Raw genomic sequence first — 23,096 nt, 5'->3', positions numbered from 1 at the left:
AAAAAATGAAGCTCATTTCTTGGAATGTGAATGGCCTGCGGGCTGTCATGAGAAAAATGGATTTCCTCTCTTACTTGAAAGAAGAGGATGCCGATGTTGTATGCCTGCAGGAAACAAAGATTCAGGATGGCCAAGTGGATCTTGAACCAGAAGGCTATCATGTATATTGGAACTATGCAGAGAAAAAAGGATATTCAGGTACGGCTGTTTTTTCAAAACAAAAGCCGCTGAACGTCATGTACGGAATCGGAATAGAAGAACATGATCAAGAGGGCAGAGTGATTACGCTGGAATTTGAAAACGTGTATGTGATGACCGTTTATACGCCTAATGCAAAAAGAGGGCTGGAACGCATTGATTACCGTTTGCAATGGGAAGAGGCTTTATTAGCGTTTATTCTCGAATTGGACAAGAAAAAACCGGTTATCCTGTGCGGTGATTTAAATGTGGCTCATCAGGAAATTGATTTGAAGAATCCAAAAGCAAACCGGAATAACGCGGGTTTTTCTGATCAAGAAAGAGGAGCATTCACTCGTTTTTTGGAAGCCGGCTTTATCGACTCATTCCGTTATTTATACCCTGATCTGGAAGGCGCTTATTCCTGGTGGTCGTATCGTGCAGGTGCCCGGGACAGAAATATCGGCTGGCGTCTGGATTACTTTGTTGTTTCTGAAAGTCTTAAGGGGCAGATTGAAAATGCCAAGATATCAGCACACGTCTTGGGCTCCGACCATTGCCCTGTTGAACTTACGATCAATATATGATGAGATAGCAGTAAGGATTGATACTTACTGCTTTTTTTATGATGAAAAAGGAGAAAGAGATGGCAAACATAAAAGAGATTGCGAGATTGGCGAATGTATCTGTTTCGACTGTGTCACGTGTACTGAATCATCATCCGTATGTGTCTGAAGAAAAAAGGAAGCTGGTGCATCAAGTCATGGAGGAATTAGACTACACACCGAATCGAACTGCGATTGATCTTATTCGCGGCAAGACTCAAACGATCGGTGTAATCCTGCCCTACAGCGATCACCCTTGCTTTGATAAAATCATAAACGGCATCACAAAGGCGGCATTTAGACATGAATATGCAACAACCCTCCTCCCTACCAACTATAACCCCGACATTGAAATCAAATATTTAGAGCTGTTAAGAATGAAAAAAATAGATGGCCTTATTATTACATCACGAGCCAATCACTGGGACAGTATGATAGCCTATCAAGAATATGGACCGATTATCGCTTGTGAGGATACTGGAGACATGGATATTCCTTGTGCTTACAATGACAGAAAAGCAGCCTACATAGAAAGCTTTCGATATCTAAAGAACCGCGGACATGAAAATATCGCTTTTACAAGCGTGAGAAGCGCCGACAAGAGCCCGAGTACGGCGGTTAAAGCAGCGGCTTATCAGGCCGTCTATGGAAGCCTGGAGGACCGCCATATGCTGACCGGCTGTAATCATATGGACGACGGAGAGCAGGCGGGTGCGTATTTCTATACAAGCGGCCGGGCTCCAACAGCTATTTATGCAAACAGTGATGAAGTGGCAGCGGGAATTTATGTATTTGCCAAAAAGAAAGACTGGGATGTTGAGATCATTGGAGAAGGAAATTCCTCTATCAGCCGTGCCCTCTGTTTCCCATCGCTTGATCTGAATCTTGAGCAGCTGGGCACCGCAGCATTTTCGTTATTTTTGCAGGAGCGTCCCAAAGATATAAAAATTCTCCACCAATTCATGAAAAAAGCTTGAACTGAAATGCATTTCATACCTTATAACTTCATTGAAAGACAAAGGAGGAGGAAGAAATGCGTATTGAGCACACGGCCATCTGGGTCAGCGATTTAGAGCGAATGAAGGCTTTTTATGAAACGTACTTTCATGGCAAAGCCAATTCTCTTTATCATAATGAGAAGAAAGATTTTATGTCGTATTTTATGACGTTTGATTCCGGAGCAAGGCTGGAAATCATGAAAAAAGGAGATGTGACTGATCAGCCGTCACAAACGATGACAGGCTGGGCGCATATCGCTTTTTCCACTGGAAGCAAAGAGAATGTTGATGAACTGACAGAAAGGTTAAAGCAGGACGGATTCGCTGTAGTTAGCGGCCCAAGGACGACGGGGGACGGCTACTATGAAAGTGTAATTGAAGATGAGGAAGGAAATCTAATAGAGATTACAATTTAAAATCTTGGAGTGACTTGAATGCTGACAGAAAAAGAAAAAATGGCAGCCGGAGAATTATACAATTCGGAAGACCGTGAATTATCACTAGAGCGTAAACATGCGAGAAATCTGATTAAACAATATAACGAATCACCAGAAGATGAGTCAGTGCGAACGGAAATTTTGAAAAATCTGCTGGGTTCGATCGGTGATCAAGTCACCATTTTGCTGACATTCCGCTGTGATTACGGCTATCACATTCATATGGGGGATCGTACATTTGTTAATTTTGACTGTGTCATTCTTGATGTTTGTGAAGTTCGTATAGGACGTGATTGTTTGATTGCTCCAGGGGTGCATATCTACACGGCAGGTCACCCTCTCGACCCGCTTGAAAGGAAGTCGGGGAAGGAGTTCGGTAAGCCCGTTACAATTGGGGATAATGTTTGGATTGGCGGGCGGGCAGTAATAAACCCGGGAGTGACGATCGGCGATAACGCGGTGATTGCTTCGGGTTCCGTAGTGACAAAGGATGTGCCTGCGAATACGGTTGTAGGGGGAAACCCTGCGAGAAAGCTGAAGGAATTGAATTGAAATCAGTGCGGTTAAACACCGCACTGACTTTTTATATCTGCTTGGCATTCGTATTGGGGCCGAAGCAGATTAATAAAATGGAGCATGCGAGCCAGCAGCCGCCTATAAAGAAAAAGACGCTGACATAGCCGAGCTGAACGGCAATAAAACCGACGAGCAATGATCCGAAGATGTTCGAAAAGCGCCCGAGCCCATAGGCTAAACCGCTGCCTGACGAGCGATACTCTGTTGGAAAAGGCTCAGATGTATACGCATATAAGTTTGATGTGAAAACCCGTTCCGTAATATTGACGATGAAACCAAACACGATAATCATGATTGGAATGAAGGTCATGCCATATAAAAGACCTGCGATGGCAGTCAGAAACGCACTGGCGGCCAATATCCATTTTCTCTGGAATTTTTCAGAAATCATTGAACCCAGCAATGCGCCGAGCGGAGCGCCGACCGAGTGCAATACGTTATACCATAATGTGTTTTCCATCGTGACCCCGTTGCTTTTCAGCAGGCTGGGAACCCAGGAGGCAAAGCCGTAGAATCCAAAGGTTTCAAAAATCCATACCGCGGATAACACAATGGTTATTTTAAGGTTTCTCCCCTTTAATAATCCCGCGTAACCCGCATGTTGAACTTGTCCGCTTGAGGTTTGCGGCGCCGGAGCAGGAAGCGGTCCTTTTTCTTTTTCAACGCTTGCTTCAAGCCTTTTCAGGATGGCATCGGCTTTTTCATATTCACCGCGATTTTCATGCCAGCGGGGTGATTCCTCCAGCCGCCGAATAAAGAAAAAATATATAAGGCCAACAGCGCCCCACACAAAGACAAGTCTCCATCCCCATGAGCCGAGCGGAATGACAAAGGCTGATACGATATTGGTGATCGGAACGCCGATCAATCCGATCATGGCACAGAAAGAAATATATTTTCCGCGAACACTGGACGGGAAAAATTCTGCTAAATAGCTATTGGTGATGACCATGGCAGCTGCGACGCCAAACCCAGTGAGGAAACGAAACGCCATTAAGGATGGGATGTCCCATGCCGCGGCATTGCATAAAGATGCGATTGAAAAAACGAAGACAAATAGGTTCAAGGCTTTTTTTCGGCCGATTCGATCTGAAAGCCGTCCCCCAAGTGATGCTCCCAAAAACATACCTAAAAACGAAGCAGCCGTTACATTGGCAATGGTTGAAAGCTGGATGCCCCAATGCTCGATCAGTGCCGGCGCAACATTGCTGAGGGTAAATAAATCCGCAAGATCAAAGAAGTAAACAATGCCGAGAGCGGTTAATACTTGGAAGTGGACACGTGAAATCGGGAGGCGGTCTAAACGGTTTGCCGCGTTTGAAAAAGGATGTGTATGTTTCTGTTTGACGCCCGTATTCATAAAAAACCCCCTTTTTTAATAGCGGGAGAAAGACTGAACATTCCCCTCTTGGCATTATTATAAGTATCTTGATTCATTGGAGACAGAGTTCAAATCACTAGATAGAAGAACTAAATTCACACTTTTCGCCTTAATTTTGCTTAAAAGATTTCCAAAACAGTAGATTAATAGACCAAATTATGCAAATATATAGTAATATTCTCGTTGAAAGGAAGAGTCATAGAAGGAATGAATTCATTTATCCGTCCTCTAGAAGGAAACAATACATTGTGGAGATATTTTTTCTCCTTTTTGGTGATGGTTGGCTTATTCTTTTTTGGAAGCATTGTTTATGTATTTATGATGTTATTGACTGCACTTTTAAGTCCACATATCGCGTTTGATGTGGATACAGGTATGTTAACCGATTCTTTGGCTGATCTGTTTTTAGCTCATATCGTTTATGTATTTGCGATCCCTGGGGTTTGGCTGGCTGTTCGATTTATCCTGAAACGCCCGTTTCGGTCCGTCATTACACCGCATGCAAAAATCAACTGGCGCAGCATTTTCTTTGGCTTTCTCGCTTATTTCTTGCTGATGGCTGTGGTTCAGGGGATTGATTATGCGATTCATCCGGCGAAATACACTTTTCAGGATTTTGACGCCTCACGTTTTCTGTGGCTGCTTGTGGCATCTCTGTTATTGGTGCCGCTCCAGACTTCTGCGGAAGAACTGTTTTTCAGGGGATTTTTATTGCAGGCTTTTGGAAAAGTGATAAAGAATCCTTTTGTATTGACGCTGATTGTCGGCGGTCTATTTGGGGTTGTACACTTTGGCAATCCTGAAATGAGTAATGGCGCTTTTTGGGCAGGCATTGAGTATGTAACAATTGGGATTCTTTTAACGTATTATACGGTCAAAACAGGCAGCCTTGAAATTTCACTTGGTGTGCATGCCGCAAATAATATGTTTTTATGTCTTTTTATGACTGAAAAAAATAGTGTATATGGAGATATTCCTTCCTTATTTGTCATCACACGGGGAAATCCGATGTGGGAGACTTTCTTTACGGTTGTCGTTAATCTTTTCTTTGCGTTTATCGTTGTACAATACCATAAGAGATCAAAAAGAAAGCAGCAAGGCGTTTAATCCCTGCTGCTTTTTAATGCTTGTAAGGCTTCTTCGATGTCTGTTGTCGGCTGCTGGCAGGCGAAATTTTCACAAATATACACGGTTGTTCGATCGTCTATGATGCGATAGTCAGCCGCGAATGGCGCAATGTCTTTGCACTGGTCGGGATGCTCTGCCACCAGGATGGAATCGTTTGGAATAAAGGCCTGTTGAAGCGCGCTTGTGATTTGTTTTCTGTCTGGATCGTCCGGGCGCCCAAAAATCACAATTTCCTTTTTAGGCGTCATATGTTTTAACACACTTTGCATAAAGAAAGAGTGGCCGCTCGGGTATGCCTCGATTTCAGGCTTGAACACGGAAAACATCGTTTCGGCTTTTTCAATCAGCGACAAATCGCCTGTGACTTGCCCGAGGCGCAGAAGCTGAACGGCTGCCACGCTGTTTCCTGATGGCACGGCGCCATCGTACACTTCTTTTTCTCTGACAATTAACGCTTCTGCGTCGTGTCCGGTAAAGTAGAACCCCCCATGCTCCTCGTCCCAAAACAAATCGATCATATCGTCTGACAGCTTCTTCGCTTTTTCTAAATAGGATAGATCAAACGAGGCTTCATAGAGGTCGAGATAAGCCCATAAGAGAAAGGCATAATCGTCGATAAATCCTTTGTTTTTCACTTCGCCGTCACGATACCGAACCATCACCCGGCCGTCGATGATTACATTGTTTTCAATAAAGGTGATCGCGTCTTCAGCCAAGGTGAGGTATTGGGGTTTCTGGAATACCTTTGCCGCTTTAGCGAGACCCGCAATCATTAGTGCGTTCCATGACGTCAGCACCTTATCATCAACATGCGGATATGTTCTTTCTTCACGCGTCTTTAACAGCTTCAGTCTTGCATCTTCAAGCTTGCGGCTGAGCTCTTCCTCGGTTAAGCCGCTATCCGCTTTGATTTGTTCCCGCTTGGTGTGAATGAGGTTGGGAATGTTTTTGCCCTCAAAGTTGCCTTTTTCTGTGATGTCATACACGTTGCAATACAGCGTGCCGAGATCCTCTCCGAGCGTCTTCAAGATCTCTTCTTTTGACCACACGTAGTACTTTCCTTCTTCGCCTTCTGTATCCGCGTCTAAAGCAGAGAAAAAGCTCCCGTCTTTATGGGTCATTTCCCGTTGAATGAACGTAATGATCTGCTCACAAATCTTTTTATAACGGCTGTTTTGCGTGACTTGATAAGCTTCAGTATAAGCTGTCAGCAGGAGCGCATTGTCATACAGCATTTTTTCAAAGTGAGGGACGAGCCACTCATCATCGGTCGAATAGCGGGCAAACCCATAGCCGATATGGTCATAAATGCCTCCATTTGCCATGCTGTCCAGTGTTTTCGTAACGTTGTACAAAGCGTTTTCCTGCCCCGTCGTGTGATAATAACGGAGCAAATACATGAGCATATGAGGCATAGGAAATTTCGGCGCCTGTCCAAAGCCGCCGTAGATTGTATCGAAACCGTTGGCAAGCTGCTGGAATGTCCGGTGGATCGCTGATTCGCTTAACCCCTCACTTGTTTTAGCTGCTGTTTTGGTCTGTAAATGTTTAGCGGCGTTTTCTGCAATATCCTCGACATGCTCACGATCGTTTGCAAACGTTTCTGAAAGATGCTCAAGCACGTCAACAAAACCCGGACGGTTATATTTACTCGTCTTCGGAAAATATGTACCCGCGTAAAACGGCTTCTGATCAGGCGTGATAAACACATTCAGCGGCCAGCCGCCCTGTCCGGTCATCAGCTGGCAGATTCTCATATAAACAGAATCAACATCAGGGCGCTCTTCCCGATCCACTTTAATCGCAACAAAACGTTCGTTAAGAAGGCGGGCGATTTCCTCATCCTCGAAGCTTTCATGAGCCATGACGTGACACCAATGACATGTCGAATAGCCGATGCTGACGAGAACCGGCTTGTTTTCGCGTTTTGCTTTTTCGAAGGCTTCTTCTCCCCAAGGGTACCAGTCTACGGGGTTGTGGGCGTGTTGAAGTAAGTATGGTGATTTCTCAGCGATTAATCTATTGGGCTTATTGTTAGTGGGCATTGGATCACCTTCTTTCTAAATGTTTTTTAAAGTATTCTCTTTCCTCTATTTAATATACCAGATAGTTAAGGCCCGTCATGATTTGTCTGTGTGGTATTCCATCATGAAAACCAAGGGCTATAAACTCTAGATAGATCCATTATTTCACCTTTGAACTGTAAAGATGGGTCTTCAATCGTAATTCTTTAACACGATTGCTGAATTATGTCCGCCGAAACCAAAAGAATTTGATAGCCCATATTTCAATGGAAGATGTCTCGCTTCTGATACAACATCTAAGTCACAATCTGGATCTTGATTCTCTACATTAATAGTTGGAGGAATCATTCCTTGTCTCAAACTTTCCACTAAAGCAATTGCTTCTACTCCACCAGCAGCACCAAGCATGTGCCCAGTCATTGACTTGTTTGCAGTTGTTGGAAGTTTACGTGAATGTTCACCAAATAATTTCTTAATAGCTAGAACTTCAGAACGGTCACCTACTTGTGTACTTGTTGCATGAGCACTAATAACATCAATTTCACCTGTTGATATATTTGCACTTCTCAATGCTTTTTTCATTGCTAAGTAGGCACCCTTACCTTCTGGGTGTGATGCTACCATATGATGAGCATCTGAACTAGCTCCATACCCTACTACTTCACATAATATCGGCGCATCTCTAAGAATAGCGTTTTCTAATGATTCTAATACTAAGATACCTGCGCCTTCACTCATAACAAAACCATCTCTATCTGTATCGAACGGACGGCTGGCTCGACTTGGATCTTGGTTTCTTGTAGATAGTGCATGAGCGTTTCCAAAACTAGCCAAAGATAACTGTGTGATTGCTGCTTCTGCTCCACCGGCAAATATAATATCTGCCTCATTATTTCGGATCGCATTGAAAGCTTCACCAATAGAGGTGTTCCCGATTGAACAGGCCGTTACTGGTGACAATGACGGGCCTTGTGCCTCTAATCTAATACTTATTTGAGCCGCAGCTGCATTTGAAATCATCATTGGAACAAGACTAGGGCTTACTCTCGCGGGACCTCGTTTATTTAATACATTCACATTATCAACAAGTGATTGAATGCCTCCAATTCCTGAACCAACATATACCCCTAAACGTTCAAGATCAACCTTATCTAACTGTAATTGTGAATGTTCTAATGCCTGTTCGGCTGCTGCTAAGGCAAACTGACTAAAACGATCTAATCGTTTTGCTTCTTTCCTCCCCAATATTCCATCTGCATCAAAATCACGAACGATTCCAGCTATCTTTGTTTTATAATCAGCAGTATCAAAAGAATCAATAAGCGATATTCCCGATTGTCCTTTAACTAGTTGATTCCAAAAGCTATTTACATCATTTCCTAGTGGAGAAATAATTCCCATTCCAGTAATGACTACTCTTTTCATGATCATTCCCTCCTTGTTTTTTAAATAACTTTAACTTTTGTGTTATCCTATTACAAGTTGTTGTTTATCCTAGTATAATTAACACTATTTTAAAAGGAGATTTTAATGAAACCAGAAACAAGACTTCAAGCTTTATCAGAGTTTCTAAAGAACCAACGTTCGAAAATTACCCCTCAAATGGTTGGTTTACCTGTAGGAACCCGCAGAAGAACACCAGGATTAAGAAGAGAAGAAGTGGCTCAACTAGCCGGTGTAAGTCTTACATGGTATACATGGTTAGAACAAGGAAGAGATATAAAAGTGTCTACTTCGGTATTAGATGCTATTTCCCGAGCATTACAATTAAATAACGATGAAAGGAGATATTTGTATGCTCTAGCGTTAGAGGAAGGAGTGAAACAACCCTTTATAAATGAGAATGAGAAGGAAATCAGTCCGGCTTTGGTAAAAATGTTGCAGGAACTTCGTTATTGCCCAACGATTATATCAGATAGAAGAAGCCACATTGTTGGGTGGAATAAAGCAGCAGCTAATGTATTTTTGGATTTTGAACAAATCATCCCGGCAGAAAGGAATATAATACGCTTACTATTCGCAAGAAAGGAATTTAAAAGTTTAGCAGTGAATTGGGAGCATTTTGTTAGGGGATATATTGCAATATTTAGAACGTATTATGGACAGTATGTGGCTGATGACTGGTATGAGCAATTTATACAAGAAATGGAACAGGCATATCCTGAGTTTCATAAAATTTGGAATGAAAATGAGATAAGCTCTGCTCCTGAAGTATTAATTGAGTTTCGTCATGCTAAGGTAGGTAAAATGTTGTTTAATCTTACTTCATTACAAGTGCATGGAGATACTGATTTAAGATGCAGCGTCTATACTCCAGTTGAGAATACTGAAACTGAGCTTAAGTTAAAACGTTTAATTGAAAGCTAGCTATGATAAATTCATTTCCTAATGTGCATAAATGACAATGTTCTTTAGAATAGCCAAGATTAGCTATACCCAATAGATACGAGAACCGGCTTGTTTTCGCGTTTTGCCTTTTCGAAGGCTTCTTATCCCCAAGGGTACCAGTCAACTGGGTTGTGGACGTGTTGAAGTAAGTATGGTGATTTCTCAGCGATTAATCTATTGGGTTTATTGTTATTTGGCACGGGATCACCTTCTCTCTGTGATGGTTTTAAAAAATGATCATGTTTTTAACATAAGTGGAGATAAAATACCCTTTTCATTTTTATGATTAAAAGAGATACTGATTAATTGTCAGTCTGACTTTTTAGATTAGAAAATAATTTCCGCGATACATATTTTGATAAAACCTAAATATTTAATAGGAATCGAATAAGTTCCTCTGAATTATATCTAACTTGCCCCTTCATTTAATTTGATATAAAAGAAAATGCATCTTTAATAAAGAGTTTTTCTTTTTCATTTAACGGATCAAGAATATTGAGTTGATCTTTCTTATTAAAATTGATCACATTATCTTTTGAGTTTTTCATTTTTAAAAGCGTTTTTCTATTAAGTGCTACAAAATCTTTTATAAAAAGTTGTGCTTCCTCTGATTGAGGGCTTACATTTTCAATCACAAGGCTTTTCAACTTTGTAAATACTGAAAAATATTCTTTGTCTAAGTCTAATCTTTCATTGCTTCTAAAGTTGTAAATTGAATTTTCAATTTGATTCAGTTCATCTAAGTTTTCTTCTTCCCAAAGGATAGAATGAATAATAAAACAAAAGATACTTGTATAGACTTTTTGTTGGTTTTCTAATATAGCAAACATATGGTTTAGTTGATCAATTGTGTGTTGTATTTTCTCTTGTTCTGCGAGGAGCTGCTTTTTTTTAAACATGATTGTATGCGTGATATCTCGTTTTTCAATTTGTTCGGCGACTAAAAAGTCTGAAATATCCTTGAGGGAAAAACCTATAAATTTTAATGACTGAATTTGTTGCAGCCTTTGGAGTTCTTTAAAACTATATAATCGATGTCCACCTTCATTATAATCACTCGGCTGAAGTAATCCGATTTTGTCATAGTATCTAAGAGTACGGATTGTTACACCAGTTCGCTTGGCTAATTGCCCAATTGTTAAAAAGTTATTCGACATATTATGCTCCTTTTGCTGCAATCTTTTTGTTTTTGATATATTGAATTGCAGGATACTGGTAAGGTTTTTGTATAGCTATGCAAATCATAGCAAACAAAATAATCATTGTTTCAATTGCTAATATAACGTACTTGACCCAAGGTGGTAAAAAACTGCTGCTTATAAAGAAGGGGATTAAAGTTAAATGGAAGTTTAGTGCTTTTCTGCTTGCTTCACGATAAAATATGTTCTTCTTTCGATGTGAAAAAAACATAACGAGTGGAGGTAATACACCTAGAGCTAAAGAAATTCCTAACATCATCTGCACTAATAAAATTTCCTTTTTTGTGGTTTTCTTCATAAAAATCACCTTTCCTTTTAAACTTCAATTTTAGTTTAAAAGGTGACGTGAGGAGAGGATCAATAAAGAATAAATAATTTTTACGTCGATGCAAATTTTTATAAAGCGCGGACTATTGATTATTGGTTATGGTTATTCTAACGAACATGGCACCTTGGACATGTCTTATGATGTAGATACACGCAATATAAATGATCTAAGCACATATACTTGCCTTAGATGGATATCCAACTAAAAAAACGGCTATCATCTTTCCAGTAGAGAAGCTGGGTTAATTATTTCAGGTATTTTTTAGTATTAAAATTATTACATAAATGATATAAAGATTATCTTCTCTTAATTTGCAGAATGAAAAGCAGACGCTGCATTATAAAAAAACATACCAAATAAAGAATATGGTATGTTTTTATTTTCTGTATATATAATTTGAAAAATCCTTATAGTTACTCATCATGTGTGCGATTACTTTAATTATTTGCTTCCATAAAGAACCTTCAATTCCTCTTCATTGATCGTAAAACTTAGTCTTTTTTTAAGATCGGTATCCAAATTTCACTTTTAAAAGAAGGGGATGTTATATCTTTATGCTCGTTCCACAGTATTTCTGGACCTTCTATTTGTTCATAATTTGACGATGGAAACCATTCAGAATAAATGCGTCCCCATACTTCTTGCAGCGTATCCGGAAATGGTCCGGTTGCTTCGAATACAGCCCATGTTGAGGCAGGAACTTCAAGCTGTGAGAGGTTATTTGGACACTGTTTCGTTGTGGCTGCGCCAATATAGTGATCAAGCTCTCCTTTCTCCTCTGTCCGGCCTTCAGAAAAGTTCGTGGAAGCACTAATGAGTCCCACAGGCGCTACATTAGAAAGCTTTTTAAGTGTATTTATTGCTTCTTCATCTAAACTTTCCCACATGGATGCAATTTCCGGATTAACCCCTTTGAAAATAAGAGGAACTCTTTTTTTAATGCCAACGATGCGAAATGCTTCTTTTTCTTCAATGCGATAGTTCATTTCACTTCCTCCTTTGATTGATAACTGGAAGGTCATACGTGGATAAGCTTTAAGTGAATGGCCATTACGTCTGGCTTTTGATGGTTTTATGCCATGCAAATTTTGGAATGCCCGTGCAAAAGAATCTGGGGAGTTATACCCGTACTTTATTGCAATGTCAATCACTTTTACATTGCTTTCTTTAAGCTCAAAAGCTGCAAGAGTAAGACGTCTGCGACGAATATATTCGGATAATGAAATACCAGAAAGGAAGGAAAACATCCTTTTAAAATGATATTCAGAGCAGAATGCAAGCTTTGCTACTTCTTTAACATCAATATCATTAGTGAGGTTTTCTTCAATATACGTTAATGCTTTATTCATACTTTTAAGCAAATCCATTTATTTGACCTCCTTTAACAAAAGAATAACAGGGGTGAAATGTTTCTACCCGACATTCCGTGCACAGTTTTGCAGGTTAATTGTAGATTAAGGATTTAAAATGGTAATCCAAATACATGAATAATTAAAATGACAATAGGCGGAATCAACAGTGATGGCAGGAGGTTCAAAGTTTTAAATTTTTTAATTCCCAGAATACTTAACCCTGAACTAAGGATTAATACACCGCCGACAATTGTGATTTCATTAATAAGGTCTGTATTTAATGCGCTTTCCATTAATTTTGCAAATAAATATATTGAGCCTTGCCAGGTAAATAATACAACCGCTGATGCTGCTATTCCAAAACCAAATGTGGAAGCGAGAACAATGGAAGTGATCCCATCTAATATACCGTTTGTTAGGAGATAAGTATAATCTTCATGCAGAGCAGCGTTAACAGGGCCTAATATTGACAACGAGCCTATACAATATAATAAGATTGCAGTTGATAAACCTTCGGCTAAATTGCTTTTAGAGAACTTGTTGACTAAATTGTTAAATCTTAATTCTAGATTTATGCTCTGACCAATCAATCCCCCAATAGCTAAACTGACAATAAAAAGAATGGGGTAATTACTAGAAGGCAAATGCTGTGTAAAGGCGTTGATCCCTAGTCCAACTGCGGCGAATCCCATTGCCTGCATAAGTATTTCTTGGTACTCATCTTTCATTCCTTTTTTGAATATACCTCCAATTAAGCTTCCTGCAATGATCATAACTGTGTTAAAAATTGTTCCAAACATAGGCTATCTCCTCCAATAATAGTTCCTTTCAAAAAAATAAACCCTCAAGTTACTTGAGGGTCAAGTGTATGTAACAGCCATTAGTTAAATTTATTTGATTGGCAAAAGTATTTCAGTCACATAATTGTCTGGATTATTAGTTACCCCATAATCAATCAGTGTTATTTCGATTGAGTCGCCAGCCAATTCATAATGATGCTTTTTCATATATGTAAGTAACATTTCGTAGTATTGTGCTGCTTCTGAATGTGATCCTTTAAATCTAATTTGCAGATATTCTCTTGAGGGGAAAGTGATTTCAGGTGAATGTATTTCATCTTCATCTTCCAGAACCATAAATATACTGGAATATCGGTCAAACTGATTTGATTTTATATTTGTTGCTGAAATGGATAATCCTACTTTCCCTAAAAATAGATCTTTGTGGACTTTAAACTTAGTTCTCAATTCTGTTACCGGATACTCAATATCTTGACCAAGAATAAATTCATGTTGTAAATACGCCACACGCAGTTCAGGAAGTTTGATTTTTGAAATTTCTTCTAGCGGCATATTAACTGCGTCTTCCATTTGTTTAATGCGGCGAGAGATCTTTCTCTCAATGCGTGCCAATTCCCTCTTTTTTCGGTCAATTTCAGTTTGCTGGTCTTTCAGCAAGTGAATCAGAGTATCTACCTCAAGCGAATCATAAAAATCAAGTAGTTTATTTATTGGCAAACCTAATGTCCTCAGGTACTTGATTGTACTCAATCTTTCAAATTGTTGTGTAGAATAATATCTGTAGTTATTATGTTCGTCTGTAAATTCTGGTTTTAAGAGACCGATTTCATCATAATACCTAAGAGTAGGTATGTTTACATTGAATAACTTAGATACTTCTCCAATAGAGAAAAATTCCTTCATCCTAACAACCTCTCCGTTATTAAAGCGTGTTTAGTGACTGTTTATGTACATCCACATTATATATGATGCAGTAACCCTAAAGGTAAAGTTTTCCCTTACATAGACGGCCATAACCAAGTTTGAGTTGATAAATATTATATGTATTCTTTATTTGATTTGAGGTGAATACAGATGTTACATTGCGAACGTGGCACTAATGACAAGTCGAATAGCCGATGCTGACGAGAACCGGCTTGTTTTCACGTTTCGCTTTTTCAAATGCTTTCTATCTCCGAGGGAACCAATCAATGAAAATCGTTCATAAAGTGCGGACTGCAAATTACTGGTTTTGGTTATTCTAACGAACATGGCACCAATACATGTCAGGACTTAGCTATTTATATCGTTTCAGGGGCAATGGTTCGCAACATGATATGTTCTGTCTGTGTATTGAAGGTAAATATTGTGTTTGAGTTTGAAATGTTATCTATCATTATTTTCAAACCTTCTAACCATTTTCAATAACTCCGTAATCAATATATATCTATCCTTTGGAAAGAAGCTGCTTCGAACAAAAGTAAGGATAGCCAAAGATAATGAGTGGAGCTGCTAATGCAAGTAGTAACCAAGAACCTGATTGAGTGTCTTTGATGACTCCTATGAATATACAAGTACCGATGAGAAGGTACAATAAAACACCAAAAAACCAATACATACCTTGTTCCTCTTTTCTCTATAGGTTTTCTTTATTCTTTAAGGGGGCATTTTGCAGAGCCCTTCTGCTTTACTTCTTTGAGGATTTTAATGTATGAGGGGTCCGATTTTTAATTGTTTTTTCAGCCCTGATTCCTTTTCTTTGTAAGTTTATAATGATGAGATCAATTGGTTTCAATAAATTGCAATCCTCCCATATGAAAGTAACTCTCCATATATTTTAATTTTAAAATTGAATATAGAAAACGTACATAAGGGCATATCCTTATGTACGTTGGGGCATTTTTAAACTTTTGTTCATCTTGCGTTTTCTTCTTGCCTTGCTGGCCGATAAATGAAATGCCTGCCGGCTCTTATGATAAGATGACAAATATGACTGGATTGTTCCTATTTTTATTGTGGATCCTTTGTGATGATACTGTCAAAGGAAAGGAAGTGAAGCAATATGTTTCGAAGAAAGCCTTTTGATAAAAACTACTTTTCACGAGATAGGCGAGCATTAAATATGCTTGCTCTCAGAGTGCCAGGCTTAGCTTTTATTCTCATGATATATATAGCCTCTATCGTGCTGCAATTTTTTATTGGGAGCTGGCCCATTTTATTGCTTCATGTGTTTACAGTATTGACCGCCATTTTTGCATTGCTGCATTGGCATTCATATCGCTGGGTTAAGAAAAAGGTCATTCTATATTTTGTGCTGCAAGGTTTGATCACTTTTACAATGGCTAATATCATGACTGGCTTCTTAGTGCTGATTATTATTGGCCTTTATGCATTTTTGATTGGACAGATTGCAGGAATAGCAGACAGAAGAAGGACTTTCCTCATACTGTATTTACTGCTTCTGCTGTCAATCAATGCAACACATCAGATTCACAAAGGTGAATATTTGCATTTTCTTGTCATTGCCGTACCTATTATGATCGTGATTATTACTTATGCCGCTACATTATTTGCCCAAGTCGATGAAAAGATAAAAGCGCAGCTGACTCTTGAAAGGCTGGGGCTGGCTCATCAGCAGGTCGAACAGCTGACGCTGCAAAACGAAAGGCAGCGTATGGCCCGGGACTTACACGATACGCTTGCTCAAGGGCTGGTCAGTTTAAATATGCAGCTGGATGCTATTAATGTTCATATATCGAAAGGTAACACAGATAGAGCAAAAGAAATCATTCAACAATCTATGAATAGAGTGAAAAGCACATTAGCTGATGCACGTTCAGCTATTGACAATCTTCGCAGCAAATCAGAAGAAATCGATTCTTTAAAAGAAAGAATTACCTTACAAATGGATCATTTTAAAGATGCAACAGGTCTGTCTTGTTTTTTAGACTACAGATTAACTCAATTGCCTGATGTTCGTACTGCTGAAAATTGTTATTACATCATAGGAGAATGCCTTACAAATGCAGCAAAACATGCAGAAGCAGAAACGATATGGGTATCAATTTGGGATGAGAAAGGAAACCTCCATTTAACCGTCAGAGACAATGGAAAAGGCTTTGATGTTGAAAAAGGCAGGAAAAAGAGAGGACATTATGGACTTCTTGGTATACAAGAACGTGTCAGAGCAATGAAAGGCCAATTCAATATAAAGAGTAAAAAATCAATAGGCACACAAATCGAGATAATCTTGTCAAATCAGGGAGAGATTGAAGATGAATAAGGTTTTAATCGTTGATGATCATCTGGTTGTGAGAGAAGGTCTCAAGCTGTTAATTGAGACGAATGATAACTACACAATAATCGGAGAGGCGGAAAATGGAAAAAAGGCGGTTTATCTTACAGATGAATTAAACCCAGATATCATTCTTATGGATTTATACATGCCAGAAATGAGTGGGTTAGAAGCGATTAAACAAATAAAAGAAAAACACAGCATACCCATTATTATTTTGACTACTTATAATGAGGATCACTTGATGATTGAGGGGATTGAATTAGGAGCGAAAGGATATCTGTTGAAGGATACGAGCTCAGAAACCCTATTTCATACAATGGATGCAGCAGTAAGAGGAGAAGTGCTGCTGCAGCCTGATATTCTTAAACGTTTTCAAGAAATTCAATTGGAAAGAATGAAGAAACCAAGCAGCGATACTCAGTTAACGGAAAAGGAAATAGTTGTTCTAAAGGCAATTGCAAAAGGATTCAAAAGCAAAGCGATAGCCTTTGATTTAGGAATCTCAGAGAGAACCGTGAAGTCAAGACTGACGTCCATTTATAATAAATTGGGAGCGGATTCTAGAACAGAAGCAGTCGCGATTGCCATGCAGAGAGGTATTTTAACTTTAGATATATAACACAAGGTTATTTAAAAGTTGCCCAAACGTACATGCCTGAATGTACGTTTTTTTCATTTCCTTATGAATTACAATTAGGAAGAATATTATCAAGCAATGTGTTGAAAGGAGATTATGATGTCAAGAATGTTATATAAATTAGGCGGCTGGGTCGCTCGCCATCGTATTAAAGTAATATGTGCGTGGATCGTTGTGTTGATTGCAACGATAGGGGCAGCCGGCATATTAAAACCCAGTTTTTCTGAGAATATGTCAATACCTGACACGCCTTCGGAAAAAGCAATGAAGGTGATCAATAAAGAATTTCCTCATGGTCCTGATAAAGGGAGCATACGGGTCATATTCGGTGCTAAGGATGGGGAGAAACTTACTGCCAAATCAGCAAAAGAAGCAATAGAGAATACATTAAAGGAAATGAATAAAGACGATTCCATTGATTCGATTGCAAGTCCTTTTCATGCAGGAACGATCGCAAAAGATGGGACAGTGGCTTATGCTGATATCAAATACAAATCATCAGCAGATGATATAAAAGATTACTCTATAAAACATGTGAAAGATAGTTTGTCCATTGCTGATGATGAAGGATTACAAACGGAGTTAAGCGGAGATATACCAGGAGCCGAGATGGAGATAGGCGGTGTATCAGAAATAGTCGGTATTGTCTTGGCTTTTGTTGTTCTAGCTATTACATTTGGCTCTTTATTAATAGCAGGCTTACCGATTTTAACTGCACTTATTGGTTTAGGTGTAAGCATTGGGCTGACTTTGATTGGAACACAAGTGTTTGATATTGCCTCCGTCAGTCTTTCATTAGCCGGAATGATTGGCCTTGCAGTTGGTATTGATTATGCTTTGTTTATTTTTTCGAAACACCGCCAGTTTTTAGGTGAAGGTATACAAAAAAATGAATCAATTGCGAGAGCTACGGGAACAGCTGGGAGTGCTGTCGTTTTTGCCGGACTCACAGTTATTGTTGCACTTTGCGGATTGACTGTAGTTAATATTCCTTTTATGTCCGCAATGGGGCTAACAGCAGGGCTCAGTGTGTTCATGGCTGTTTTAGCTTCAATTACATTAGTGCCTGCCGTTTTATCAATAGCAGGGAAACGCATGATTCCGAAAGCAAACAAGAAAAAAGAATTACAAAGCGCTGAAACAAATTTCTGGGGACGCTTTGTCACAAAGAACCCTATTCTTCTAAGTGTATTTAGTATTCTCATCTTGCTAGTCATTAGTATTCCATCTATGCATTTGGAGCTAGGTTTACCTGATGCAGGAATGAAAGCTAAGGATAATCCCGAGCGCCGGACTTATGACTTGCTTGCCAAAGGTTTTGGAGAAGGGTTTAATGGCAAATTAACGATAGTGGCGGATGCCACAAGTGTTCCAGAAAATAAAACTGAAGCATTCGCAGATGCAGTAAAAGAAATTAAGGATTTAGACCATGTAGCAAGTGTTACTCCTGCAATGCCTAATGCAAAAGGCGATTTTGCTATTATTACGGTTGTTCCTACAACAGGTCCAAACGATAAAGCTACTAAGAATTTGGTGCAAGATGTACGCAGCTTAGCAGATCAAAACGGAGTAGATTTACTCGTAACTGGATCGACGGCAGTGAATATAGATATTTCAGATCGTCTTAATGATGCAATACCAGTATTTGCTGTACTCATTGTTGGTTTTGCGTTTATATTGCTGACAATCGTATTCCGTTCGCTGCTAGTACCTCTTGTTGCTGTAGCAGGTTTCATATTAACAATGACAGCAACTCTTGGGGTTTGTGTATTTGTGTTACAGGATGGAAATCTAATTGATTTGTTCAATATACCTGAAAAAGGGCCGATTCTCGCGTTTTTGCCAATTTTAACGATTGGTATTCTTTTTGGCTTAGCAATGGATTATCAGGTATTCCTTGTAAGCAGAATGCGTGAAGAATATGTGAAAACAAAGAATCCAGTACAAGCGATTCAAGCTGGATTAAAACACAGTGGACCTGTTGTCACCGCAGCCGGGCTAATCATGATATTTGTTTTTGCAGGATTTATCTTTGCTGGTGAAGCTTCTATCAAAGCAAATGGATTAGCTCTTTCCTTTGGTGTATTGTTTGACGCATTTATTGTAAGAATGACGCTCATTCCAAGTATCATGAAGTTGATGGGGAATGCAGCTTGGTATTTACCAAAATGGTTAGACAAAATCATTCCGAATGTAGATATAGAGGGTCATCATCTAACAAAGGAGATACAGCCCGAGATAGACAATGAACAAAAACACCGAATCAGTATGTAGCAATATAGGCTCGTTCTCATAACATGTAAGGATGTAGCTCCTCTTTTTTTAAAGGGAATACAACTAATGGCAAAGTATTAGAGGTTAAAGTTTATGGGCAATAATCAACAAAAGAAAAACATATAGAACGAGAGAAATAAAATTTATTTAAGAGTGGACTGAAAGGTCTACTCTTTTTTCATTCCGTCATCTGAATGAAGAAATGGTTATTTGAATAGACATGGCACCAAGTGCATGGCGGTTACAGAACTGATTTGAGTAGAAATAAGAAGGAGTGATATTCGTTAAACTTCAGGTAATAGTACACCTAGCCCATTTTAAAGTTTTCGCCCTTGGTCTTAAAATATATAAAACACAAGATGAATTCTAAATTCTTTACCGATCGTTCTCAAGTTTGATATACTTAAAACATGTTAGGTCTAACTGATTTTCTTCTCAAATGAGAATGATCGTTCTTTAATTATTTAAGAGTAGGGAGAGATGAATGATATAAAGTTATTGTGCCCTAGTGCATCAATGATTCTCAGTACTTTATCAGTGTTAATAGATGATACGTTATAAGGTGGGATTACATGGCTAGAAATAAAGAATTTGATGAAACATTAGCATTAAGAAAAGCGATGGAGCTTTTCTGGGAACAGGGTTATGAAAAAACATCCATGCAAGATTTGGTGGACCATATGGGGGTTCACCGCAGAAGTATCTATGATACTTTTGGTGACAAACATACTTTATTTATGAGAGCTTTAAGTCACTTTGTAGAAGTAATGGAAATGAGAATGAAGAATGAGGTGAAAGCTGATTTAACGGTTAAGCAGACTATAAGAAAAATATTTGAAATGGTTATTAATCCAGAAGAAAATCTGCCAAAAGGATGTTTAGCTGTTAATACAGCAGTTGAATTATCCCTGCTAGATGAAGAAGTAGCTAAGAAAATTAAAGAGATTTTTATAAATACAGAAGCCTTATTATTTGATCTGCTAAAACATGGTCAAGAAAAAGGAGAAATTCCTAAACACTATAACATCAAAGGGCTTTCTCAATTCATTCATAATTCACTCGTAGGGGTACGAGTATTAGCAAAAACGACAAATGATAAGGAAAAATTTGAAGCTATTATCGGTTTGACTTTGTCAACGCTAGACTAAGATATATTTGTGATATGGAGAATTAAAAAAATATCTTTTTGAGGAGAGAATCATATGAAGTACACAGTTATTACAGGAGCAAGCTCAGGCATAGGATATGAGACAGCATTAGCGTTTGCTGCTCGCGGCAAAAACTTAATTATTGTAGCTAGAAGATTAGATAAATTAGAAGAGCTTAAATCAACAATTCACACTATTAATCCTGATTTGGATGTTATTATTCGTACAAGTGACTTATCTGTCACAGATCAGGCATATACACTGTATGACAATTTAAAGGAATATCAAATTGAGACTTGGATTAATAATGCCGGGCTTGGTGAATCCTCTTCTGTCACAGATCAGAATTTAGATAAAGTGGAAACCATGTTGCGTGTCAACGTAGAATCCTTAACGATTCTTTCTACACTATTTGTACGTGATTATTCTGATGTAGAAGGAACTCAGTTAATTAACGTATCATCAGCACTCGGGTATGCAATTGCTGTTGGCAGTATTACGTATTCTGCATCTAAATACTTTGTGAGTGCATTTACAGAAGGGCTTGCAAAAGAACTGGAACGCAAAGGTGCGAAAATGAAGGTGAAAGTTTTAGCACCAGCAATCACGGAAACAGAATTCATGAAAAATGCATTTGATACGAAAGAATTTGATTACAAAACAAATATCCCGATGTACCACACAGTTGAGCAAGTGGCGAGTTTTATGATGGAGCTTTATGATCGTAATCAAGCAGTAGGTATTGTAGATGAAAACTATGAATTTAAATTAAGAGATCAAATCTATCCGATTCTTGAGATGTAATATTTAACCTATATAACGATACTCTATATCACTGCCACTTGGAGGATGAGAAACATTTATTTACAGAAGCGGTTCTAAAAAATTTAAGCATTTAAGAATGATCGTTCTAAAAATGACTAATGTTAATGAATAAATAGGAAATGTAGTTAACTCATTATTGTTTAGGTGGCGGGTTAAAATAGGAATAAGATTCCCCTCCGCCTAAACGATTATACAAAAAGGCAAAACCCTATATGTAATATGATAGAGGATGCTGATAAAAAATGAAAACACTCATGAAAGCAGCTCAGATCACCAAGTATTCAAAAAATATCCATGCCAAAGTCAATGACATTCCAATTCCAGAAATCGATGAAAACGAAGTCTTGGTAAAGGTCAAAGCTGCGGCAGTCAATCCACTCGAAATGTTAATTATTACAGGCAGCGTGAAACTGATTCAAGATTATGAATTCCCATTAACGCTTGGTAATGAATTGACAGGAGTTATCGAAAAAGTCGGAAAAAATGTGACGGAATTTCACGTAGGAGATGCCATCTATACACGTCTCCCGCTCGAAAAAATTGGTGCTTTTGCGGAATATGCCGCAATTGACGCTGCTGCAATTGCACCCATGCCAAAAAATTTGTCTTACGTGGAAGCCGCTGCTGCACCACTGGCTGGACTCACAGCGTATCAAGGTCTGCATGAAGAACTTGAGGCACAGTCAGGTAAATCTGTCTTCATTCCAGGTGGATCAGGCAGCTTTGGTCAAATGGCTGTACCAATCGCAAAGGCAATGGGCCTACATGTCATTGTTAGTGGCAGCTCAGAAGCGCGCGAACGCACTTTGGAAATGGGTGCAGACCAATATTTGGATTATAAAATAGAAAACTATGTTGACTTGTTGTCGAATGTGGATTACGTGATTGATACACTGGGACCTAAAGAATTTGACAGTGAATTGAGTATCATCAAACCGGGCGGAAGATTGCTCTCTCTCCGTACAGGACCAAATAAACGTTTCGGGAAACACCAAAATTCCCCGCTATGGAAACAAATGTTATTTTCCCTTGCTGGTGCAAATTATGACCGCAAAGCTAAGAAACAAAACGTGGAATACCATTTTCTTTTCGTTCGTTCTGATGGCGCACAACTTAAAGAGATTACAAAAATCATTGAAGAAAACAACATTGTTCCAGCAATTCATCCAACACGATTTACCATAGACAACGTAAATGAAGCGCTAGAACTGGTCGCAAATGGACGACCAAAAGGGAAAGTGATTATTCAATTTTAAGGGGAATATGAGGAAAGCAGTCAAAAAGTTGAGATCATTTATGTAAAGGGTTTTGAAACAAACCGCGTGTTCTGCTGATTAAGAAATGGAAAAGATAAAAAGCCAGGTCAGATCATAGAAAAACTTCAGCAAGCCGGAGTCCTGTCTCAGTAATGGTAAGACATGGAGAACTACCATTTCAAAAATGTTGGAATGAAATTGAGACAGGTGCTTACTCTAACAGACATATCACCAATGACACGTTATTACACGTAGCCACTACTGAGAAATTTAACATAACAAAAAC

At 38.8% G+C, this 23,096-nt stretch carries 21 protein-coding genes and 2 pseudogenes; 12 read left to right on the top strand and 11 right to left on the bottom strand.

All coding sequences use genetic code 11. The features are described from left to right. The first annotated feature begins 5 nt into the window (after nt 1-5). The 4 genes from xth to UJ203_RS17355 are packed head-to-tail and all read left to right on the top strand — an operon-like array spanning nt 6 to nt 2,769. The gene (gene xth / locus UJ203_RS17370) at nt 6-764 is read left to right on the top strand and encodes an exodeoxyribonuclease III (RefSeq protein ID WP_105954678.1); all 759 of its coding nucleotides are present in this window, start codon (nt 6-8) and stop codon (nt 762-764) included. Nucleotides 765-823: 59 nt separating this feature from the next. Continuing rightward, complete coding sequence (locus UJ203_RS17365) at nt 824-1,759, top strand: LacI family DNA-binding transcriptional regulator (protein WP_322012784.1); 936 nt, start codon at nt 824-826, stop codon at nt 1,757-1,759. Between the two features lie 56 nt (nt 1,760-1,815). Further along, the gene (locus UJ203_RS17360; RefSeq protein ID WP_322012782.1) at nt 1,816-2,196 is read left to right on the top strand and encodes a VOC family protein; all 381 of its coding nucleotides are present in this window, start codon (nt 1,816-1,818) and stop codon (nt 2,194-2,196) included. An 18-nt stretch (nt 2,197-2,214) separates the two neighbouring features. Further along, nucleotides 2,215-2,769, top strand: a complete 555-nt coding sequence (locus UJ203_RS17355) for a maltose acetyltransferase domain-containing protein (RefSeq protein WP_322012780.1) — start codon at nt 2,215-2,217, stop codon at nt 2,767-2,769. Between the two features lie 31 nt (nt 2,770-2,800). On the opposite strand, the gene UJ203_RS17350 is transcribed toward UJ203_RS17355, so the two are convergent. Beyond that, nucleotides 2,801-4,153 carry an MFS transporter gene (locus UJ203_RS17350; protein ID WP_322012778.1) on the bottom strand — a complete coding sequence of 451 codons (1,353 nt, stop codon included), beginning with the start codon at nt 4,151-4,153 and terminating at the stop codon, nt 2,801-2,803. A 228-nt stretch (nt 4,154-4,381) separates the two neighbouring features. Here UJ203_RS17350 and UJ203_RS17345 point away from each other — a divergent pair, with 228 nt between their 5' ends. Further along, nucleotides 4,382-5,281: a type II CAAX endopeptidase family protein gene (locus UJ203_RS17345; protein ID WP_322012776.1), complete on the top strand. Its 900-nt coding sequence runs from the start codon at nt 4,382-4,384 to the stop codon at nt 5,279-5,281. Here UJ203_RS17345 and UJ203_RS17340 read toward each other — a convergent pair. After that, nucleotides 5,278-7,347, bottom strand: a complete 2,070-nt coding sequence (locus UJ203_RS17340) for a thioredoxin domain-containing protein (protein ID WP_322012774.1) — start codon at nt 7,345-7,347, stop codon at nt 5,278-5,280. The two genes, UJ203_RS17345 and UJ203_RS17340, sit on opposite strands and share 4 nt — an antisense overlap. A gap of 171 nt (nt 7,348-7,518) precedes the next feature. Further along, nucleotides 7,519-8,751 (bottom strand): beta-ketoacyl-ACP synthase II, encoded by a 1,233-nt coding sequence (gene fabF, locus UJ203_RS17335; RefSeq protein WP_322012772.1) that lies wholly within the window; start codon nt 8,749-8,751, stop codon nt 7,519-7,521. Between the two features lie 105 nt (nt 8,752-8,856). On the opposite strand from fabF, the gene UJ203_RS17330 reads away from it, so the two are divergent. Continuing rightward, nucleotides 8,857-9,693 (top strand): helix-turn-helix transcriptional regulator, encoded by an 837-nt coding sequence (locus tag UJ203_RS17330; protein ID WP_322012770.1) that lies wholly within the window; start codon nt 8,857-8,859, stop codon nt 9,691-9,693. 62 nt (nt 9,694-9,755) lie between these two features. Here the strand turns inward: UJ203_RS17330 and UJ203_RS17325 are convergent. The 8 genes and pseudogenes from UJ203_RS17325 to UJ203_RS17290 all read right to left on the bottom strand — a co-directional run. Then, nucleotides 9,756-9,914, bottom strand: a pseudogene (locus UJ203_RS17325) (DUF255 domain-containing protein); the annotation flags it as partial. Nucleotides 9,915-10,139: 225 nt separating this feature from the next. Continuing rightward, nucleotides 10,140-10,871: a MerR family transcriptional regulator gene (locus tag UJ203_RS17320; RefSeq protein WP_322012768.1), complete on the bottom strand. Its 732-nt coding sequence runs from the start codon at nt 10,869-10,871 to the stop codon at nt 10,140-10,142. A 1-nt stretch (nt 10,872) separates the two neighbouring features. Next, nucleotides 10,873-11,211, bottom strand: coding sequence for a DUF4870 domain-containing protein (locus UJ203_RS17315; RefSeq protein WP_322012766.1), 339 nt, complete (start codon nt 11,209-11,211; stop codon nt 10,873-10,875). Nucleotides 11,212-11,732: 521 nt separating this feature from the next. After that, the gene (locus UJ203_RS17310; protein WP_322012763.1) at nt 11,733-12,608 is read right to left on the bottom strand and encodes an AraC family transcriptional regulator; all 876 of its coding nucleotides are present in this window, start codon (nt 12,606-12,608) and stop codon (nt 11,733-11,735) included. A gap of 95 nt (nt 12,609-12,703) precedes the next feature. Further along, complete coding sequence (locus UJ203_RS17305; RefSeq protein ID WP_322012761.1) at nt 12,704-13,393, bottom strand: DUF554 domain-containing protein; 690 nt, start codon at nt 13,391-13,393, stop codon at nt 12,704-12,706. Between the two features lie 90 nt (nt 13,394-13,483). Further along, on the bottom strand, nt 13,484-14,296 hold the full coding sequence (locus tag UJ203_RS17300) for a MerR family transcriptional regulator (RefSeq protein WP_322012759.1): 813 nt from the start codon (nt 14,294-14,296) through the stop codon (nt 13,484-13,486). Nucleotides 14,297-14,492: 196 nt separating this feature from the next. Next, nucleotides 14,493-14,585 (bottom strand): annotated as a pseudogene (locus UJ203_RS17295) (DUF255 domain-containing protein); the annotation flags it as partial. A 234-nt stretch (nt 14,586-14,819) separates the two neighbouring features. Further along, nucleotides 14,820-14,990 carry a hypothetical protein gene (locus UJ203_RS17290; RefSeq protein WP_322012757.1) on the bottom strand — a complete coding sequence of 57 codons (171 nt, stop codon included), beginning with the start codon at nt 14,988-14,990 and terminating at the stop codon, nt 14,820-14,822. Nucleotides 14,991-15,434: 444 nt separating this feature from the next. Between UJ203_RS17290 and UJ203_RS17285 the strand changes: the two genes are divergently transcribed. From UJ203_RS17285 to UJ203_RS17260, 6 genes are all read left to right on the top strand, one after another. Continuing rightward, nucleotides 15,435-16,655, top strand: a complete 1,221-nt coding sequence (locus tag UJ203_RS17285; protein ID WP_322012755.1) for a sensor histidine kinase — start codon at nt 15,435-15,437, stop codon at nt 16,653-16,655. Further along, entirely contained in the window at nt 16,648-17,289 is a 642-nt protein-coding gene (locus UJ203_RS17280; RefSeq protein ID WP_322012753.1) for a response regulator transcription factor, read from the top strand. The genes UJ203_RS17285 and UJ203_RS17280 overlap by 8 nt, the downstream gene beginning before the upstream one ends. 117 nt (nt 17,290-17,406) lie before the next feature. Further along, nucleotides 17,407-19,581: an MMPL family transporter gene (locus tag UJ203_RS17275; protein ID WP_322012750.1), complete on the top strand. Its 2,175-nt coding sequence runs from the start codon at nt 17,407-17,409 to the stop codon at nt 19,579-19,581. Between the two features lie 572 nt (nt 19,582-20,153). Then, the gene (locus tag UJ203_RS17270) at nt 20,154-20,729 is read left to right on the top strand and encodes a TetR/AcrR family transcriptional regulator (RefSeq protein ID WP_322012748.1); all 576 of its coding nucleotides are present in this window, start codon (nt 20,154-20,156) and stop codon (nt 20,727-20,729) included. A 54-nt stretch (nt 20,730-20,783) separates the two neighbouring features. Then, nucleotides 20,784-21,533, top strand: coding sequence for an SDR family NAD(P)-dependent oxidoreductase (locus UJ203_RS17265; RefSeq protein ID WP_322012746.1), 750 nt, complete (start codon nt 20,784-20,786; stop codon nt 21,531-21,533). Between the two features lie 263 nt (nt 21,534-21,796). Further along, complete coding sequence (locus tag UJ203_RS17260; protein WP_322012744.1) at nt 21,797-22,810, top strand: NADP-dependent oxidoreductase; 1,014 nt, start codon at nt 21,797-21,799, stop codon at nt 22,808-22,810. Nucleotides 22,811-23,096: the final 286 nt, after the last annotated feature.

Origin of the sequence: Bacillus sp. V26 (assembly GCF_034296245.1) — a bacterium.
GTDB lineage: Bacteria > Bacillota > Bacilli > Bacillales > Bacillaceae > Bacillus > Bacillus halotolerans.
The sequence above is the reverse complement of the archived record's forward strand: the minus strand, read 5'-3'. Positions and strand labels throughout refer to the sequence as shown.

Excerpts from the sequence above, each read along its gene's own strand:
- xth (WP_105954678.1), top strand. The coding sequence starts at position 6 with ATGAAGCTCATTTCTTGGAATGTGAATGGCCTGCGGGCTGTCATGAGA.
- UJ203_RS17365 (WP_322012784.1), top strand. The coding sequence starts at position 824 with ATGGCAAACATAAAAGAGATTGCGAGATTGGCGAATGTATCTGTTTCG.
- UJ203_RS17360 (WP_322012782.1), top strand. The coding sequence starts at position 1,816 with ATGCGTATTGAGCACACGGCCATCTGGGTCAGCGATTTAGAGCGAATG.
- UJ203_RS17355 (WP_322012780.1), top strand. The coding sequence starts at position 2,215 with ATGCTGACAGAAAAAGAAAAAATGGCAGCCGGAGAATTATACAATTCG.
- UJ203_RS17350 (WP_322012778.1), bottom strand. The coding sequence starts at position 4,153 with ATGAATACGGGCGTCAAACAGAAACATACACATCCTTTTTCAAACGCG.
- UJ203_RS17345 (WP_322012776.1), top strand. The coding sequence starts at position 4,382 with ATGAATTCATTTATCCGTCCTCTAGAAGGAAACAATACATTGTGGAGA.
- UJ203_RS17340 (WP_322012774.1), bottom strand. The coding sequence starts at position 7,347 with ATGCCCACTAACAATAAGCCCAATAGATTAATCGCTGAGAAATCACCA.
- fabF (WP_322012772.1), bottom strand. The coding sequence starts at position 8,751 with ATGAAAAGAGTAGTCATTACTGGAATGGGAATTATTTCTCCACTAGGA.
- UJ203_RS17330 (WP_322012770.1), top strand. The coding sequence starts at position 8,857 with ATGAAACCAGAAACAAGACTTCAAGCTTTATCAGAGTTTCTAAAGAAC.
- UJ203_RS17320 (WP_322012768.1), bottom strand. The coding sequence starts at position 10,871 with ATGTCGAATAACTTTTTAACAATTGGGCAATTAGCCAAGCGAACTGGT.
- UJ203_RS17315 (WP_322012766.1), bottom strand. The coding sequence starts at position 11,211 with ATGAAGAAAACCACAAAAAAGGAAATTTTATTAGTGCAGATGATGTTA.
- UJ203_RS17310 (WP_322012763.1), bottom strand. The coding sequence starts at position 12,608 with ATGGATTTGCTTAAAAGTATGAATAAAGCATTAACGTATATTGAAGAA.
- UJ203_RS17305 (WP_322012761.1), bottom strand. The coding sequence starts at position 13,393 with ATGTTTGGAACAATTTTTAACACAGTTATGATCATTGCAGGAAGCTTA.
- UJ203_RS17300 (WP_322012759.1), bottom strand. The coding sequence starts at position 14,296 with ATGAAGGAATTTTTCTCTATTGGAGAAGTATCTAAGTTATTCAATGTA.
- UJ203_RS17290 (WP_322012757.1), bottom strand. The coding sequence starts at position 14,990 with ATGTATTGGTTTTTTGGTGTTTTATTGTACCTTCTCATCGGTACTTGT.
- UJ203_RS17285 (WP_322012755.1), top strand. The coding sequence starts at position 15,435 with ATGTTTCGAAGAAAGCCTTTTGATAAAAACTACTTTTCACGAGATAGG.
- UJ203_RS17280 (WP_322012753.1), top strand. The coding sequence starts at position 16,648 with ATGAATAAGGTTTTAATCGTTGATGATCATCTGGTTGTGAGAGAAGGT.
- UJ203_RS17275 (WP_322012750.1), top strand. The coding sequence starts at position 17,407 with ATGTCAAGAATGTTATATAAATTAGGCGGCTGGGTCGCTCGCCATCGT.
- UJ203_RS17270 (WP_322012748.1), top strand. The coding sequence starts at position 20,154 with ATGGCTAGAAATAAAGAATTTGATGAAACATTAGCATTAAGAAAAGCG.
- UJ203_RS17265 (WP_322012746.1), top strand. The coding sequence starts at position 20,784 with ATGAAGTACACAGTTATTACAGGAGCAAGCTCAGGCATAGGATATGAG.
- UJ203_RS17260 (WP_322012744.1), top strand. The coding sequence starts at position 21,797 with ATGAAAACACTCATGAAAGCAGCTCAGATCACCAAGTATTCAAAAAAT.